This window comes from Sphingomonas limnosediminicola, assembly GCF_039537965.1.
Lineage (GTDB): Bacteria > Pseudomonadota > Alphaproteobacteria > Sphingomonadales > Sphingomonadaceae > Sphingomicrobium > Sphingomicrobium limnosediminicola.
In genome coordinates this window covers 2,544,683-2,562,574 of record NZ_BAABBM010000001.1, presented here as the reverse complement: position 1 = coordinate 2,562,574, position 17,892 = coordinate 2,544,683, and the positions used below count along the sequence as shown (strand labels likewise).

At 64.2% G+C, this 17,892-nt stretch carries 12 protein-coding genes; 5 read left to right on the top strand and 7 right to left on the bottom strand.

Going from position 1 to position 17,892, the window contains the following annotated elements; genetic code table 11:
• Window positions 1-19 precede the first annotated feature (19 nt).
• Window positions 20-4,291 (top strand): DNA-directed RNA polymerase subunit beta', encoded by a 4,272-nt coding sequence (gene rpoC / locus ABD704_RS13140; RefSeq protein WP_344700142.1) that lies wholly within the window; start codon window positions 20-22, stop codon window positions 4,289-4,291.
• Window positions 4,292-4,583: 292 nt separating this feature from the next.
• Here the strand turns inward: rpoC and ABD704_RS13135 are convergent, their stop codons facing one another.
• Both ABD704_RS13135 and ABD704_RS13130 read right to left on the bottom strand, forming a co-directional pair.
• Entirely contained in the window at window positions 4,584-4,724 is a 141-nt protein-coding gene (locus ABD704_RS13135) for an entericidin EcnA/B family protein (protein WP_344700141.1), read from the bottom strand.
• Window positions 4,725-4,821: 97 nt separating this feature from the next.
• On the bottom strand, window positions 4,822-5,616 hold the full coding sequence (locus ABD704_RS13130) for a thymidylate synthase (RefSeq protein ID WP_344700140.1): 795 nt from the start codon (window positions 5,614-5,616) through the stop codon (window positions 4,822-4,824).
• A 129-nt stretch (window positions 5,617-5,745) separates the two neighbouring features.
• On the opposite strand from ABD704_RS13130, the gene ABD704_RS13125 reads away from it, so the two are divergent.
• Window positions 5,746-6,150, top strand: coding sequence for a JAB domain-containing protein (locus tag ABD704_RS13125; protein ID WP_344700139.1), 405 nt, complete (start codon window positions 5,746-5,748; stop codon window positions 6,148-6,150).
• On the opposite strand, the gene ABD704_RS13120 is transcribed toward ABD704_RS13125, so the two are convergent.
• The 4 genes from ABD704_RS13120 to ABD704_RS13105 are packed head-to-tail and all read right to left on the bottom strand — an operon-like array spanning window position 6,147 to window position 11,528.
• Window positions 6,147-6,836, bottom strand: a complete 690-nt coding sequence (locus ABD704_RS13120) for a class I SAM-dependent methyltransferase (protein ID WP_344700138.1) — start codon at window positions 6,834-6,836, stop codon at window positions 6,147-6,149. The genes ABD704_RS13125 and ABD704_RS13120 overlap by 4 nt on opposite strands.
• Window positions 6,826-7,953, bottom strand: coding sequence for a peptide chain release factor 2 (prfB, locus tag ABD704_RS13115; protein ID WP_344700137.1), 1,128 nt, complete (start codon window positions 7,951-7,953; stop codon window positions 6,826-6,828). The genes ABD704_RS13120 and prfB overlap by 11 nt, the downstream gene beginning before the upstream one ends.
• Window positions 7,954-7,992: 39 nt before the next feature.
• On the bottom strand, window positions 7,993-10,596 hold the full coding sequence (locus ABD704_RS13110; protein WP_425565434.1) for a penicillin-binding protein 1A: 2,604 nt from the start codon (window positions 10,594-10,596) through the stop codon (window positions 7,993-7,995).
• A 41-nt stretch (window positions 10,597-10,637) separates the two neighbouring features.
• Window positions 10,638-11,528 (bottom strand): N-acetylmuramoyl-L-alanine amidase family protein, encoded by an 891-nt coding sequence (locus tag ABD704_RS13105; protein ID WP_344700136.1) that lies wholly within the window; start codon window positions 11,526-11,528, stop codon window positions 10,638-10,640.
• 423 nt (window positions 11,529-11,951) lie between these two features.
• Between ABD704_RS13105 and ABD704_RS13100 the strand changes: the two genes are divergently transcribed.
• From ABD704_RS13100 to ABD704_RS13090, 3 genes are all read left to right on the top strand, one after another.
• On the top strand, window positions 11,952-14,444 hold the full coding sequence (locus tag ABD704_RS13100; RefSeq protein WP_344700135.1) for an Rne/Rng family ribonuclease: 2,493 nt from the start codon (window positions 11,952-11,954) through the stop codon (window positions 14,442-14,444).
• A gap of 84 nt (window positions 14,445-14,528) precedes the next feature.
• The gene (locus ABD704_RS13095) at window positions 14,529-15,905 is read left to right on the top strand and encodes a M48 family metalloprotease (RefSeq protein WP_425565433.1); all 1,377 of its coding nucleotides are present in this window, start codon (window positions 14,529-14,531) and stop codon (window positions 15,903-15,905) included.
• The gene (locus ABD704_RS13090) at window positions 15,905-16,636 is read left to right on the top strand and encodes a DsbA family protein (RefSeq protein WP_344700134.1); all 732 of its coding nucleotides are present in this window, start codon (window positions 15,905-15,907) and stop codon (window positions 16,634-16,636) included. Before ABD704_RS13095 ends, ABD704_RS13090 begins: the two co-directional genes overlap by 1 nt.
• On the opposite strand, the gene ABD704_RS13085 is transcribed toward ABD704_RS13090, so the two are convergent.
• Window positions 16,633-17,892, bottom strand: coding sequence for an NRAMP family divalent metal transporter (locus ABD704_RS13085; RefSeq protein WP_344700133.1), 1,260 nt, complete (start codon window positions 17,890-17,892; stop codon window positions 16,633-16,635). The two genes, ABD704_RS13090 and ABD704_RS13085, sit on opposite strands and share 4 nt — an antisense overlap.

Here is a 17,892-nt window from a genome sequence, read left to right as displayed (position 1 = left end):
GAGGGGTCAGGAGTTTGATATGAACGAACTGACCAATTTCGCGAACCCGATCGCCAAGCCGGAGACCTTCGACGAGATCAAGATTGGGATCGCGTCGCCAGACAAGATCCGCAGCTGGTCCTTCGGCGAGATCAAGAAGCCGGAAACCATCAACTATCGCACGTTCAAGCCCGAGCGTGACGGCCTGTTCTGCGCGCGCATCTTCGGCCCGATCAAGGACTACGAGTGCCTGTGCGGCAAGTACAAGCGCATGAAGTACAAGGGCATCGTCTGCGAAAAGTGCGGCGTCGAAGTTACCGTCTCGAAAGTCCGCCGCGAGCGCATGGGCCATATCGAGCTGGCTGCGCCCGTGGCCCACATCTGGTTCCTCAAGTCGCTTCCGAGCCGCATCGGCCTGCTGCTCGACATGCAGCTGAAGCAGCTTGAGCGCATCCTCTACTTCGAGAGCTATGTCGTCATCGAGCCGGGCCTGACCGCGCTCGAGAAGTATCAGCTCCTGACCGAAGACGAACTCCTGTCCGCGCAGGACGAATATGGCGAAGACGCCTTCTCCGCCGGCATCGGTGCCGAGGCCGTCAAGCAGATGCTGATCGACCTCGACCTCGAAGGCGAGCGCAAGGCGCTCCTCGACGAGCTCGCGGTGACCAAGTCGGAACTGAAGCCGAAGAAGATCATCAAACGCCTCAAGGTTGTCGAGAGCTTCCTCGAGTCCGGCAACCGCCCGGAGTGGATGATCCTGGAAGTCATTCCGGTCATTCCGCCGGAGCTCCGCCCGCTCGTGCCGCTGGACGGCGGCCGCTTCGCGACGTCGGATCTCAACGACCTCTATCGTCGCGTTATCAACCGTAACAACCGGCTGAAGCGGCTGATGGAGCTGCGCGCGCCGGACATCATCGTCCGCAACGAAAAGCGCATGCTTCAGGAGGCCGTCGACGCCTTGTTCGACAACGGCCGCCGCGGGCGCACGATTACGGGCGCCAACAAGCGTCCGCTGAAGTCGCTGTCCGACATGCTCAAGGGCAAGCAGGGCCGCTTCCGTCAGAACCTGCTCGGCAAGCGCGTCGACTATTCGGGCCGTTCGGTCATCGTAACTGGTCCGGAACTCAAGTTGCACCAGTGCGGCCTGCCGAAGAAGATGGCGCTCGAGCTGTTCAAGCCGTTCATTTACTCGCGCCTCGACGCCAAGGGCCTCAGCATGACGCTGAAGCAGGCGAAGAAGTGGGTCGAGAAGGAGCGCAAGGAAGTCTGGGACATCCTCGACGAAGTCATTCGCGAGCACCCGGTCCTTCTCAACCGCGCGCCGACGCTCCACCGCCTCGGCATCCAGGCGTTCGAGCCGGTGCTGATCGAAGGCAAGGCGATCCAGCTTCACCCGCTGGTCTGCGCCGCGTTCAACGCCGACTTCGACGGCGACCAGATGGCCGTGCACGTTCCGCTGAGCCTTGAGGCCCAGTTGGAAGCGCGCGTCCTGATGATGTCCACCAACAACATCCTGTCGCCCGCCAACGGCAAGCCGATCATCGTTCCTTCGCAGGATATGGTTCTCGGCCTCTACTATCTCAGCCTCGAGAAGGAGGATGAGCCGGGCCAGGGCATGATGCTCAGCGACATGGCGGAGGTCCACCAGGCCCTCGCCGCCGGTGCGGTGACGCTTCACTCGAAGATTATCAGCCGCGTCCCGCAGACGGACGAGCAGGGCAATACCTACATGAAGCGCTTCGAGACGACGGCGGGCCGCATGCTGCTCGGCGAGACGCTCCCGAAGAGCCACAAAGTGCCCTTCGAGACCGTCAACAAGGTCCTGACCAAGAAGGAGATCGGCGACGTCATTGACATCGTCTATCGCCACACCGGCCAGAAGGAGACCGTGCTGTTCGCCGACGCGATCATGCAGCTCGGCTTCCGCCATGCGTTCGCGGCGGGCATTTCGTTCGGCAAGGACGACATGGTCATCCCGAAGGCCAAGGAAGGCCTCGTCGAGGAAACGCGCACGCTCGTGAAGGATTACGAGCAGCAGTATCAGGACGGCCTGATCACCCAGCAGGAAAAGTACAACAAGGTGATCGACGCCTGGTCGCGTTGCGGTGACCAGGTCGCATCCGCGATGATGAAGGAAATTCAGGCCACGCCGAAGCGTCCGGACGGACGCCAGGCCGATCTGAACTCGATCTACATGATGGCTCACTCTGGCGCCCGCGGTTCGCAGGCCCAGATCAAGCAGCTCGCCGGCATGCGCGGCCTCATGGCCAAGCCGTCGGGCGAGATCATCGAAACGCCGATCATCTCGAACTTCAAGGAAGGCCTGACCGTCCTTGAGTACTTCAACTCGACCCACGGCGCCCGCAAGGGCCTCGCGGACACGGCGCTCAAGACGGCAAACTCAGGTTACCTGACTCGCCGCCTGGTCGACGTGTCGCAGGACGCCGTGATTATCGAGGACGATTGCGGCACCGACCGTGCGCTGGAAATGCGCGCGATCGTCCAGGGCGGCGCGGTCATCGCCTCCCTTGCGGACCGCGTTCTTGGCCGCACCACGGCCGAGGACATCGTCGATGCCAAGACCGGCGGTGTCGTCATCGAGGAAGGCACGCTGCTCGACGAGCCGATGGTCGCGAAGATCGAGGAAATCGGCCTGCAGGGCGTTCGTATCCGGAGCCCGCTGATCTGCGCTTCGCGCCAGGGCGTTTGCGCCAAGTGCTATGGGCGCGATCTGGCCCGCGGTACGCCGGTGAACATCGGTGAAGCGGTCGGCGTCATCGCCGCCCAGTCGATCGGTGAGCCGGGCACGCAGCTGACGATGCGGACCTTCCACATCGGCGGCGCCGCGCAGCTCAACGAGCAGTCGAACCTGGAATCCCCGGTCGATGGCACGATCGAGTTCCGTGACATGCCGACGATCGTCGATCCGCGTGGCCGCCATCTGTCGCTGTCGCGTTCCGGCGAGATCGCCATCCTCGACATGGACGGCCGTGAGCTTTCGACGCACCGCGTTCCGTACGGCGCTCACTTGCTGTGCGAGAGCGGTCACATCGTCAGCCGCGGCGATCGTATCGCCGAGTGGGATCCGTCGTTCAGCCCGGTGATCACCGAAAAGGCCGGTACCGTGAAGTACCAGGACCTGATCGAGAACCGGACGATGTCGGAGCAGCTCGACGAGTCGACCGGCATCACGCAGCGCGTGGTGACCGACGACAATGCCAAGTCGAAGAAGGAGTCGCTCCACCCGCGCCTGACCCTGACGGGTAAGGGCAAGGGAGAGGACGGAGTCTACCGCCTCGCGCCCGGCGCCATCGTCGCGGTCGAGGACGGCCAGACGGTCGAAGCCGGCGAAGTGCTCGCCCGTATGCCGCGGGAAGCCGCGCGTACGCGTGACATCACCGGTGGTCTGCCGCGCGTTGCCGAGCTCTTCGAGGCCCGCAAGCCGAAGGAGAATGCGATCATCGCCAAGGTGTCCGGCAAGGTCACCTTCATGCGCGACTACAAGGCGAAGCGTAAGATCGCGATCGTTCCGGACGATGGTTCGGAGCCGGTCGAGTATCTCGTCCCCAAGGCCAAGATGATCGAGGTCCAGGAAGGCGATTATGTGAAGCGCGGCGACAATCTCGTCGGCGGTTCACCCGATCCGCACGACATCTTGGAAGTGCTCGGTGTCGAGGCGCTGGCCGAATATCTCGTGAGCGAGATCCAGGAGGTCTATCGACTCCAGGGCGTGAAGATCAACGACAAGCACATCGAGGTGATCGTTCGCCAGATGCTGCAGAAGGTCGAGATCACCGACGGAGGCGACACCACGCTGCTGGCCGGCGAGCAGGTCGATCGCGAGGAGATGGACGAGACGAACAGCAAGCTCACCAAGGGCCAGAAGCCCGCTGAAGGCAAGCCGGTCCTGCTCGGCATCACCAAGGCGTCGCTCCAGACCCGCAGCTTCATCTCGGCGGCGTCGTTCCAGGAAACGACGCGCGTGCTGACCGAGGCCGCGGTGCAGGGCAAGGTCGATACGCTCGACGGCCTCAAGGAGAACGTGATCGTCGGCCGCCTGATCCCGGCGGGCACGGGCGCGGGCATGAACCGCCTGCGTGTCGCTGCCTCGTCGCGTGACACGGCGCTGCGTGCGGCTCACCGCCGCATGGCGGAAGCGCTGGTTGCGCCGGACTCGGCTGAGGAGCTTCGTGCTGCCGAGAACGCGCGCTCGCCGCGTGACGATGCCGGCACGGGCGACGATCCTCTCGGGGAAGTCGTTCCGAGCGGTCACGGCCTCGACGCCGATGCGGGCGACTATCTGCAGAGCTAAGTCTCCGCAGATTGCCAAAGAAAAAGCCCCGCCGGAGCGATCCGGCGGGGCTTATCTTTTGGGCCGAGCGGTCCGCTGCTGTTTAGCAGCGACCTCCGTGCATGGCGTTCTCGGTGCAGGTCGCAGCCGAGTTCACGTCAGCAGCAGCGCCTCTGACCGTGTTGCAGGCCGCAGCGCCGAGTGCACCGCTAATCAACGCAACAGTCAAAAGCTTCCGAACCATGGTCTTCCTCCGTTAAGCATGCGGAACGACCATGGCCATAGCGACGGCCACTTGTCTAGCGGATGAACCTTAGCAGTTACGTCCATTGATCGAGTTTTCGGTGCAATTAGCCACCGAGTTTACGTCGCGGGCAGCGCCACGGACCGTGTTACACGCCGCCAGCGCGAGTGCAGTGCCGATTAAGACGACGGTGGTTACCTTGTGCAGCATTCTTGTTCTCCTCAACTGACGGCAAAACCTAACGCAGCGAAATTGGAACGGCTCCATTCCGGCTGCGGAATTTTCCGATTGTGTCGAAGAAGTGACGTCAGACTGCGACGGGCGCTGAAATATGCGGGTGCGGCTCGTAATTTTCGAACTGGAAGTCCTCGGCCTCATAGCCGAACAGATCTTGCCCGCGATCCTTGATCACTAGCCGCGGCAAAGAGCGAGGCTCGCGCGACAGCTGGAGCCGAGCCTGCTCGAGGTGGTTCGAGTAGAGGTGGCAGTCCCCGCCGGTCCAGACGAACACGCCGGGCTCAAGCCCGCATTCACGCGCCAGCATGTGGGTCAGCAGCGCATAGGAAGCGATGTTGAACGGCACGCCAAGGAAGACGTCTGCGCTGCGCTGGTAAAGCTGCAGGTTCAGCCGGCCCGCGGCGACTTGCGTCTGGAACAGGCAATGGCAAGGCGCCAGCGCCATCCTGTGAATTTCGCCCGGGTTCCAAGCGGTGACGATCTGCCGCCGCGAGAAGGGATCGTTGCGGATAAGATCGACGAGATTCTTGATCTGGTCGACATGGCGTCCGTCCGGCGTCTCCCAGTCGCGCCACTGCTTGCCGTAAACTGGGCCAAGATTGCCTTCCTCGTCCGCCCACTCGTCCCAGATGCTGACCTTGCGCTCGTTCAGCCATCGAACGTTGGTATCGCCGCGCAGGAACCACAAAAGTTCGATGATGATCGAGCGAAGGTGCAGCTTCTTCGTCGTCAGCAGCGGGAAACCGTTGCGAAGGTCGAAGCGCATCTGCGCGCCGAAGGTCGACAAGGTGCCGGTTCCGGTGCGGTCCTGCTGTTCGACGCCCTCGTCGAGTATCCGCTGCATCAGGTCGAGATATTGCTGCATCGGAGGACAATCTAACCACAGCGTGGGCAGCGTCCAAGATGCCCAACAACATCTGTTGTGGATAAAGCTGGCTCCGCATTCCATCAGGTTGGGATGGCTCGGTTTCGGCGTCGCTCCTAGCTAAGCGGCATGCAGTATCAGCGTGCCGAACTTCCGCTGAAGCTCGGCGGCCTCAGGGCCGCGACCGAATTCTTTGCCGGCTGCCTGGCCGACGCCGACCCCACGCGAGAAAGCCTGTGGGTCGCGCATGTCGATGACCAATCGCACTGCGTCCATCTGTCGCGGCACCAGGGCGACGAGACGGGCGCCGCGTTCCCGCTGCGCACGATCATCCTCGACGCCGCGACGCACGGCAGCGTCGGTATCGTCCTCGCGCATAACCATCCGAGCGGGGATCCGCGTCCCAGTGAATCCGACTGCCGCGCCACGCGCCGCCTCGCGACCGCCGCTGAAGCCGTTGATTGCACGGTGCTGGATCATCTGATCTTCGCCGGCGAACATTGCACCAGCTTTCGGAAATTGGGCCTGCCCTAGCCCTTGCAGGGCACGATCTTGTCGGGCGCGGGCTTCGGACCGGTCGCGCGGAAGGCCATGTAGTAGACCTCGCCGCCGGTGAGCATCTGAAACTTCACCGGCTGCATTCCAAGCGCGGCGAACTCGCACTTCAGTTCCGCGGGCGGAATGCCGTGACGGCTGACGGGGCGGTTGGAATCGACGACGACAACCAGTCCGTTCGGCTTCACGCCATCGCGCAAATGCCAAAGGAATGCGTAAGGCGATTGAACCTCATGGTACATGTGCACCATCAGCACGCGGTCGAACGAGGCTGCCGGCAGCATCGGATCGTCCGGCGTACCCAGCTTAACCGACACGTTGTCCAGCTGCTCGCGCTGAACGCGGTCGGAAAGGCCATCACGCACTTCGGGCACGATATCCTCGGCCAGCACCCTGCCCTTCTTGCCGACGACCGGCGCCAGCCTGACCGTGTAATAGCCCTCGCCCGCGCCGACATCCGCAACCGACATGCCGGGCTTCAGTTCGGCAAGCTGCATGACTTCTTCAGCCTCACCGACACGGTCGCGCGCATCTTCGGTGGAGAAGGCGTCGCCAACGATCGGGGCGACGTCGCGGTGCGCAGTCGGAAATTTCGGCTCGGTCGGCTGCGCGCGGCATGACGCGAGCGCGGCAACCGCCCCCAGCGCTAGTGCCCTAGTCCACATCCTCGACCTCGACGGTCTCGCCGGTCACCCGCTGCGACAAAGCGGCGGCCATGAAGCGATCGAGGTCCCCGTCGAGCGTGTCGCTGGGACTGGTCGAGGTGACGCCCGTGCGGAGGTCCTTCACCAGCTGATACGGTTGCAGAACATAGGAGCGGATCTGGTGCCCCCAGCCGATGTCCGTCTTGGCGGCATTGGCAGCATTCGCTTCTGCTTCGCGCTTCTGAAGCTCGGCCTCGTACAGGCGCGCCTTCAGTTGCTTGAGCGCGGACGCGCGGTTCTTGTGCTGGGATCGCTCGTTCTGGCACGCAACCACGATCCCCGTCGGGATGTGCGTGATCCGCACCGCGCTATCTGTCGTATTGACGTGCTGCCCGCCCGCGCCGGACGCCCGATAGGTGTCGATGCGCAGCTCGGCCTCGTTGATTTGAATGTCGATGTCGTCGTCGACCTCGGGATAGACCCAGATGCTTGAAAAGCTCGTGTGGCGGCGCGCATTGGCGTCATATGGGCTGATCCGCACCAGCCGGTGTACGCCGCTCTCGGTCTTGAGATTGCCGTAGGCGTTCTCGCCTTTGACCAAGATCGTCGCCGACTTGATGCCCGCCTGCTCGCCCGAATGGTGGTCGATCAACTCGACCTTCATGCCGTGCCGTTCGCCCCAGCGCGTGTACATGCGCTGCAGCATCTCGGCCCAATCCTGGCTCTCGGTGCCGCCGGCCCCGGCGTTGATCTCGACATAAGCGTTGTTGGCGTCAGCCTCGCCGGCCAACAGCGCGGCGACCTTGTCGCGGTCGGCGCGGTCCGCAAGCTCTGAGAGACTTTGCACCGCGTCGTCGACCAGTGCGCTGTCGCCTTCGCTTTCGGCCAGCTCGATCATCTCGATGTTGTCGGCCAGCTCGCGCTCGATCGTCCGCGTGGCGCCGATCGCTTCCTCCAGCCGCCGCCGCTCACGCATGACCTCCTGCGCTGCCTTGGGATCGTCCCACAACGTCGAGTCCTCAACCTTCGCGTTCAGCTCCTCAAGGCGCTTCATCGCCCGGTCCCAGTCAAGGAACCGGCGCAGCAGCGCGGTTGCGGCATTGATCCGGTCGATATGAGCCTGCGCTTCGGCGCGCATAATGAAACAACCTTCGAAAGAACTAAGCGAAAAGCCCTATTAGAGGCTGTTCTGCGTTGGCAAGCCAGTCGATGGCGGCGGTGTCGCCGCTGGCGCCGGCCGGACAGCCGACCGCTCCTTTGCCGCTTGCCGCGCGGCGAGCAATTGCTGGATCTGTTGCTGCCGTGCCGCTTCCTGCGCTTCGGCGTCATAAGGATTGCCCGTCACCGACCGATAATTTCTACGCGGCTCGGTCTGCGGCTGGAACGCCTCCCAGATCACCTGCGCCTTGGGATCGTTGTCGGTCGGGAAAACGCCGAAGACGCGCTTGCCGCTCGCGCGGTCGATCCGGACCCAGCGGATCCCCGGCGGCGCCACGAACGGGACCTTGGGCTGATCCTTGAGGGCGGTCTGCGCCCATTCCTTCCAGATCGGCGCCGAGATACGGCCGCCCTGTGCCCAGCCGCCGAGAGGCCGCGGCTGGTCGTAGCCGAGATAGACCCCGGCGACGATGTCCGGCGTTCCGCCCACGAACCAGACGTTGGTCGGCCCGTTGGTCGTGCCCGTCTTGCCGAACAATGGACGGTCTAGATCGCGCAGAACAGTCGCCGTGCCGCGCTGAATGACGCCTTCCATGATGTGGACCATCTGGAACGCGGCCATCGGCTCGAGCAGTTGGCGCGTGCGGCTCGGGGGACGAGGCATCGCTTTTCCGTCCCAGTCGGCCGCGTTGCAATTGCCCATGACGGCGCAGCGGTTGTCGGTGCGGTAGATGACCTTGCCGTTGCGATCCTGAACGTAATCGATGGTGGTCGGCTTCACCGAGCGGCCTTGGTTGGCCAGGATCGCATAAGCGTTTGTCAGCCGAAGCACCGTCGTATCCCCAGCGCCCAGCGCGAATGACAGGAAGTTGCCATAGTCGCCGACACCAAGCTTCCGCGCCGTATCAGTGATCTTAGCCATGCCGACGGTGGATGCGGCACGCACGGTCATCAGATTGCGCGATTGCTCGACGCCCCAGCGCAACGTGTGCGGGCCAGCCGAACGGCGATCGAAATTGACGAAGCACTTGTTGCCGAGGCCGGCGCCCTGCCACACGCAGAATGGCGCGTCCTCCTCGATGGTGGCGGGCGTGAAGCCATTCTCAAGCGCTGTGACATAGACGATTGGCTTGAACGCGGAGCCTGGCTGGCGGAGCGCCTGCACCGCTCGGTTGTAGCTCGATCCGACCACGTCGAAGCCGCCCTGCATCGCCAGCACGCGCCCGGTGTGCACCTCCTCGGCGAGCATGCCGCCGGACACGGCGGGAACCGACTTCAGCTGCCAGCTGCCCGGAGAGGTCTGCTTCACGATGATGATCATGCCGGGCTTCAGCGCGTCGAACGCGCGCGTGGCCTCGCCGCGGACGGGCATGGCTGCGGCCGATGCCGGAAGCGTCCCTTGCGACCCGTTGGTGAACCCGATCGTCGCCTGCTCGTCGCCCTTGGAAAGCACGACAGCCTTCAGCCAATCGGCATAGCCGGTTCCGACCGCAGCTCGGTCGAGTTGCCCTGCCCAATCTTTTGATAGGTCCACGCTCTGGCCCAGATCTTTCCAGCTGCGGCCGCCGTCGTACCGGACCAGGCCATCGCGAAGCGCCTTGGCCGCAGCGTCCTGGATCACCGGGTCCATCGAGGATCGCACCCACAAGCCGCCGGCATAAAGGCTGTTCGCCCCAGCGTCGGCGCCTTCGCCGAACTGCTTGATCAGCTCGCGGCGCACCTCTTCCATAAAGAAGCCGCCCTGTTGCTGGAACTTTTCGCTGCTGCCGTAGCGGATGGTGCCGAGCGGCGTTGCGGCGGCTTCGTGCCACTGCGCCTCCGTGATGTAGCCGTTGCGGCTCATCTCGCGCAGCACATAGTTGCGACGGTCTAGCGCCTTTTGGGTCGCGCGCACGGGGTCATAGTTCGACGGAGCCTTGGGCAGCACCGCCAGATAGGCCGCCTCCGGAAGCGTCAGCTCGTTGACGTCCTTGTCGAAATAGGCCCGCGACGCCGCCTGCACGCCATAAGCGTTGCGGCCGAGGAAGATCGAATTGAAGTACAGCTCGAGAATCTGCTGCTTGGTCAGCGTCGACTCGAGCCGGAACGCGAGGATTGCCTCGCGCGCCTTGCGGCCGACATTATAGCTCGAATCCCGGAGCAGATATTTCGCGACCTGCTGCGTGATCGTCGAACCGCCTTTGGCGCGGCCGCCACCTATAATGCTCTTGATCGAATAATCCGCGACCGCCCCGATCAAGCCCGTAATGTCGACCCCGGGGTGGGTGAAGAAGTTCTTGTCTTCCGCAGAGATGAAGGCGTGGACGACAATCGGCGGATATTCGTCGTAGGAAAGCTCGACGCGGCGCTCCCGCGCAAACGTCTGAATGGGCGTTCCATCATAGCCGCGAATGTTGGCGGGCAGCGGCGGCTGGTAGGCAAGCAACGTCTGCGACGACGGAAGACCGCTCGCGAAATAGACCCACATCGCCGCAACAAGCATGACCAGGCCAGCAAAAGCATAGGCGCCCCAGCGCACCCAGCGCCGCGCGAACCAAGGGTCAATCCGATCGTGGACGCGCTGGTTGAACGCGACGAGGTCGGGCAGCGGCCAGTTGGGGACGTTCAGACGCTCGAACTTCATGGGCTGGTGCGTCTAGCGGGTTCGATTGCGTCGCGGAAGTTCTAACGACGTCCGCGTGATGCGACGTCGGCTTCGATCGCCTGTGCAAGCGCTAGCGCAATATCGGAGCGGTGCTGGGGCGTGCGAAGGAGCACCTCGTCGTCGGCATTGCTGAGGTATCCAGCCTCGAAGAGCACTGCGGGCGTATGAGCGCTGCGCAGGACGTGGAAGGCCGCGAACTTATGGGGCTCCGGCCGAAGCTCGAAACGGCCCGCCGACCGCTTTACGAGACGGGTCGCGAGGTCGGCCGACGCGCTCATCTGCGAGCGCATCACGAGGTCGGCGAGCATCGACTGGACCGTACCGCCACCCTCGACTGAGTCGGCAGAACCTTTATCCATCGCCGCGAAACGCGCGGCTTCGGCGTCGGACGCCACGTCCGACAGCGAATAGACGCTGGCGCCGCGGGCAAGCGGGTTCGGCGCGCTATCCATGTGCAACGACACGAACATCGCCGCGCCTAGCCGCCGCGCAACTTCCGCGCGGTCTTCAAGGGTCAGGTAGGAATCATCGCCACGCGTCAGCGCGACCCGCACCCGGCCGCGTTCGACGAGCTGGTCGCGAAGCTCCTTCGCCAGCGCGAGGGTCAAATCCTTCTCGACGACTTCGCCCGAGACGCTCCTGGCGCCCGGATCGCGGCCGCCGTGGCCGGCATCGATTACCACGATCGGCCGTCCAGCAGCCGTCTCCGCGCCGTAAATCTTATCGTTGACGACGTTCGGAACCGCCACAGTGAGACTCGCTTCCCGCGCTTCGCCGATTGCCGCGGGCCCTTCTTCCGCCGAAGCCGCGCCACCGCGGCTCGAGCCGAGCACAAAGCTCATACCTCCGACCGCGGTCAGAAGCGCGATGGCACCAGCGATGGCCGCATTTCGGGGCAAGTCGATCTTCAAGCGGGTTCCGAGCCAAGTGTTTGAGCTTCAAGGCAAGCTATCACCCTAAGATGGTTAAGGCGACATTTCGCGAACATCTATGAGTACTGCGGGGTCACAACGGTTGCGGCTAAGACTCCGTGATGCTAACCCGAATGGGATTTCCGGCTCGCCGGGGTCCCGCCGCAAGCAATGGGTCAGTGCAAGCGCCCAGTCCGCGGCTTCACGAGGTTGACGCTGACATGATGCTACAGAACGTTCTCCGGCCGCTCCTTGAAGAGACGGCGGACGCGTTCTTCGCGCCGAGGCGCGAAATGGTTCAGTCAGCAGAAGCGCATTCACCACATCATGCCATTGCCAGCGGATCAAGAGCCGCGGGCGAGGCAGTAATCACTGCGCGCCGCCGGCTTAGCCGGATGCACGGGCGCGCCCGGAGAATTTTCAATGTCCATGCGCATGCTGATCGACGCGCGCCACCCGGAGGAGACCCGGGTCGCAGTCGTAAAGGGAAACCGGATCGAGGAATTTGACTTCGAGTCCGCTGAGCACAAGCAGCTCAAAGGGAATATCTATCTAGCCAAGGTCACCAGGGTCGAACCGTCGCTGCAGGCGGCGTTCATCGATTACGGCGGTAATCGCCACGGCTTCCTCGCCTTTAGCGAAATCCACCCCGATTATTACCAGATCCCCAAAGCCGACCGCGAAGCCTTGCTCCGCGAGGAAGCCGAGCACGCTGCCGAAGAGGAGCGGCTGCGTTCGGCGGACTACGGCGACGATGACTATGACGACGACGATCGCGGTTCGGACGAGTTCGTCGAGACGGTCGAAGGCGAACTCGGCGACGAGACGCCCGCGCCGGCCGAGGCCGGCACTGGCTCGTCGCGCTCGCCGGTCGATGAATCCGCCGCCGATGAGCTTCGCAAAAAGCGTCAGGCTCTTCGCCGCCGCTACAAGATCCAGGACGTCATTCAGCGCCGTCAGGTGCTGCTCGTCCAGGTCGTCAAGGAAGAGCGCGGCAACAAGGGCGCGGCCCTCACCACCTACCTCAGCCTCGCCGGCCGCTATTGCGTGCTGATGCCGAACACCAGCCACGGCGGCGGCATCTCCCGCAAGATTTCGAACGGCGCCGACCGGAAGCGCCTGAAGCAGGTCATGTCGGACCTCAGCCTGCCCAAGACGATGGGCCTGATCGTCCGCACCGCTGGCCTGTCGCGCACCAAGACCGAGATCAAGCGCGACTTCGACTATCTCGCCCGCCTGTGGGACGAAATTCGCGAGCGCACGCTCAAGAGCACGGCGCCGGCGCTGATCTACCGCGACAGCGACCTCATCAAGCGCGCGATCCGCGACCTGTATCACCGCGAAATCGACGAAGTGATCGTGGAGGGCGAGGAAGGCTACAAGGCCGGCCGCGGCTTCATGAAGTTGCTGATGCCGAGCCATGTGAAGCGCGTATCGCTGCATAGCGAGGCGACTCCGCTCTTCCAGCGCTACGGCGTCGAGGACCAACTGAGCGCGATGTATCAACCGCTCGTGCAGCTGAAGTCGGGCGGCTACCTCGTCATCAATCCGACCGAGGCGCTGGTTTCGATCGACATCAACTCGGGCCGCTCGACGCGCGAGCATAATGTCGAGCAGACCGCGTTCATGACCAATCTCGAAGCGGCGCAGGAAATTGCGCGCCAGCTTCGCCTCCGCGACATGGCCGGCCTCGTCGTCATCGACTTCATCGACATGGAACAGAACAGCCATGTTCGTAAGGTCGAGAAAGCGATGAAAGAGGCGCTCAAGAACGACCGCGCCCGCATCCAGGTCGGTCGCATCTCGAGCTTCGGCCTGATGGAGATGAGCCGCCAGCGCCTTCGCACCGGCGTGCTCGAAGCGTCGACCAAGCCGTGCCCGCACTGCGAAGGCACGGGCCTGATGCGCACCGCCGCCTCGGCGGGCCTGTCTGCGCTCCGCATCATCGAGGACGAGGCTGCTCGCGGCCGCGGCGACCGCATCACGCTGCGTGCCGGTCGCGAAGCTGCCGTTTACGTGCTCAACAAGAAGCGCGCCGAACTTGCCGACATCGAACAGCGCTACGGCGTTTCGATCGAGGTTCTGATCGACGAGAGTTTCGAAGGCGCCAAGATGGCGGTCGACAGCTCCGGTCCGCGCCCGGTCGCCGTGCCGCGTCCGCAGGAACTTCCGCGCATCGAGGACGAGGTCGACGATAGCGAGACCTACGCCGACGAAGAAGACGAGGCCGAGGACGAAGAAGAGGAAGAGGAAGAGCGCGAGGCGAGCCGCGATCAGGGCGAACGCCAGGACGGCGAGCGTCAGGAGGGCGACCGCCCGGGCCGACGTCGCCGGCGCCGCCGCCGGGGTGGCCGTGGTCGCCGTCGCGAGGGTGGCGAGGAGCAAATCGCCGCCGAAGGCGACGCGCAGCCCGAGGCGGAGGCCGTGCCGAGCGCACCGCAGCCTGAAGCCGAAACTGGCGACGAAGAGGCGCCGGTTAAGAGCCGCCGCCGTCGTCGTGGCCGCAAGACCGTGTCAGGCGATGCCGAGCAGCCGGTAGTTGAGGCGAACAGCTCGCCGATTGTGGAACACCCGACCGAGGACGAGCCGCCGATCGCTGCTACCGAGCCTGCCGAGGAGCCGAAGCCGAGGCGCCGCCGTTCCAGGAAGGCTGCCGAGGCCGAGGTAGCGGCGGTCGTCGAACCCACGCCCGTCGAAACGCCGACCATAGAGACCGCGGAAGAAGCCGCTACGCCGGCCAAGCCGGCGCGCAAACGCCGGACGAAGGCCGCTGTAGCTGCCGAAGCTGAAGCGGAACCCGCTCGCGTTTCTGAGCCCGCTCCCGTTCGCGCCGCGAACAACGACTCGGCAGAGGCTGCCGAAACCGAGGAAGCCGGTGAGCCGCGCCGCGGCTGGTGGCAGAAGACATTCGGATAAGGGCGATGGGGAGTGTCCGGTCGGGGACGGTCCCCTCGTCTTTTTCATCTGAGGTTCAGCGGAAAAGGTGGTAATCGGCAGCCCATGAAGTCGCCGGTCGCCCGCTTCGCGCGCCTGCTGATGGTCGCGCTGCTGTTCACGTTCGGCCCGGCCCGACCGGCCGCAGCCGAGGACGGGTCGATCCTCCGCGACAGCGAAACCGAGCTGCTGTTCCGGGATGTCTCGCGCCCTCTGATCAAGGCGGCAGGGCTGGACCCGAACAGCGTCAAGGTCGTCCTGCTGAACGATCCGGAGATCAACGCTTTCGTCGCCACTGGCCAGACGGTCTACATTCAGACCGGTCTGCTGGTCGCAGCCGACGATGTCGGCCAGCTGCAGGGCGTGATCGCGCACGAGCTCGGCCACGTCGCTGGTGGCCACTCGATCCGCCTTCAGGAGGGCGCCAAGGCCGCCACCGGCATTTCGCTCGCTACCCTTGTGCTGGGCGCCCTCGCGCTCGCTGCGGGCGCGGGCGACGCCGGCATGGCCATCATGATGGCGGGACAGCAGGCAGCGATGAGCAAGTTTCTCGCCTTCACTCGCTCACAGGAAGCGACCGCGGACGCCGCTGCGGTCAAATATCTCCATGGCGCCGGACTCAGCGGCAAGGGGATGCTCGACTTCTTCAACAAGCTTCAGAACCAGGAATATCGCCTCGCGATCTACGCGAAGGACAGTTACGACCGCACCCACCCCCTCTCCTCGGAACGCGTCCAGGCGCTGCAGCAGGCGTTCCAGAGCGATCCCGCCTGGGGCAAGCCGGTCGACCCCAAGCTCGAGGCGCGCTTCGAGCGCGTGAAGGCGAAGCTGATCGGCTTCGTCGATCCCAAGCTCGCTACCCAGAAATATCCGGAGAGCAACCAGACCGTTCCCGCGCATTATGCCCGCGCCTACGCCTATCACCTCGGCGGCTACCCCGACAAAGCGAACTCGGAAGCCGATGCGCTCCTCGCGACCGACCCCCACGATCCATTCTTCCTCGAGCTCAAAGGCCAGATTCTGCTGGAAGGCGGTAAGCCCAAGGAAGCCATTCCACCGCTCCGCGAGGCCGTCCAGCGCTCCGGCGAAATGCCGTTGATCGCCGCCATGCTGGGCCACGCGCTGGTGGCGACCGAGGACCCGAAGAATTTTGCCGAAGCGAAACAGATCCTCAAGGTCGCCGTGAACAGGGACAATCAGGACCCGTTTGCCTGGTACCAGCTTGGCGTCATCTACGATCGCGAGGGCGACGACGCCCGCGCGGCACTGGCGACGGCCGAGCGCAAGAACCTCGAGGACGATCCGAAGCTGGCCCTGGCAAGCGCGGAGCTGGCAATGAAGGGCATTCCGCCCAATACGCCCGACTGGCTTCGCGCGCAGGACATCGCCATGGTGTCCAAGGCGCAGCTCGCGAACAAAAAAGACAGGAAAGAGCGCGATTAGTGAATGAGACCGTAGCGCCGCCTCCCGCCCGGAGTAGCGGAACCTTGGGGGCGGCGATCGCGGGTGGCGTCATCGGTTCGGTGCTGACGGCGGTCGCGCTCATCGTCGCGGCACCCGACTTTCTTGCGAGCCGGATGGTCCGCCAGGGGCTCCTCGCCGACCCGGCAATCCTTTCCGACACCGTCGATGCCATGCGCGACGCGCAGTACCAGCCGGTGCTGCAGGCCAACCGCGCCGCCATCGAGACGCCGTTCGCAAGCTCGTGGAAGGGCGCCGCCAAGCCCGACGTCACGCTCGTCGAATTCTACGACTATGCCTGCCCGTATTGCAAAGCGAGTAACCCCTTCATCGACCGCCTGCTCAAGGAGGATAAGGGCTTGCGCGTCGTCTATCGCGAGCTGCCGATCCTTGGGCCCGACAGCCTGACCGCAGCGCGCGTATCATTGCAGGCATCGAAGGCGGGACGCTTCGCCCAGTTCCATGATGCTCTATGGGGTGCCGGCCGACCTGCCGCGGATACGATCGCCGCAGCGTCACAGGCCGCCGCGGTTGCCCCGGCAGCTCGAAACGACCCGGAGATCGAGGCAGAGCTCAAGCGCAACTTCGGTCTCGCCGGACAGCTCGGCGCGACCGGCACCCCGCTGTTCATCGTCGGCGACAAAGTGCTGAACGGCGCCGTCGGCTATGACGCGCTTAAGGACGCGATCGCGAAAGCCCGGCGCGCGAGCTAGAAAGACGTTGCGAAGAAAATGACCGTGGCGGTCACCATGACCGCCGTCGCCGCCCAACCGAGAAGCACATTCCAGCGCGACAGGGTCAGGTGCCCCATCGCTCGCCCATTCGTCGCAATAAGCATCATGACTGTCATGAGCGGCGCTGCTAGGACGCCGTTGATCATCGCGCTCCAGTAAAGCGCGCGGACCGGATTGATGCCGATATACTGCAGCAGCGCGCCGACCAGCGTCGTCACGGCAATCGTGGCGTAGAACAGCCGTGCCTTCTGCGGCTTGGCGTCGAGGCTTGCCGGGCGCCCCAGCATCTCGGACACGGCGTAGGCGGCCGAACCCGCGAGCACCGGCACGGCAAGCAGCCCCGTTCCGATAATGCCCATCGCGAACAGCAGGAAGGCAAACCGTCCGGCCACCGGCCGCAATGCTTCCGCCGCCTCCGATGCCGTCTGGATCGTCGTGATGCCTTGCACATGCAATGTCGCGGCGGCGGCGAAGACGATGAAGATCGCAATCAAATTGCTGAAAGTCATCCCGATCAGCGTGTCCTGACGGATGCGCGCCATTTCCGGCCCAGCCTGACGCGGCGCCACGTAGAGCGGCTTGGAATGGCTGCGGCGCTCCTCCTCGATCTCCTGCGCCGCCTGCCAGAAGAAGAGATAGGGGCTGATCGTCGTCCCCAGGATAGCCACAAATCCTGCCGCGAATGCCGCGGTCCATTCGATATGCGGAATGAGCAGCGACTGCAGCGCCTCACCCCATGGGACATGCACCGACAGCACCACCGCCACGTAAGCAAACAGGCTGAGCGTCGTGAACTTCAGGGCCGACGCGTAGTGCTGGTAGCTCAGCAGCACCTCGAGCAAGACGCAGAGCACACCGAAGCCGAGCGTGTAGGCGAACATGCTCCCCCCGAGCAGCAGCTGCATCACCGCCCCCATCGCGCTGAGGTCCGCGCCGAGATTGATGACGTTGGCGAGCAGCAAGAGCGACACCGCACCCCACAGCAACGGCCGCGGATAATGACGCCTGAGATTGGCCGCGATCCCCCGCCCCGTGACCGACCCGATCTGCGCGGCGACATTCTGGGTCACCGTCATGAAGGGCAGGCTGAACAGCAGTGTCCATGAGAGACCGTAGCCGAATTGCGCACCGACCTGGCTGTAGGTGCCGATTCCGCTCGGATCGTCGTCCGCCGCGCCGGTGATAAGGCCGGGTCCCAGCCTGGCGAGGAAGCTCTTGCGTTGCTCTTCGGCCAC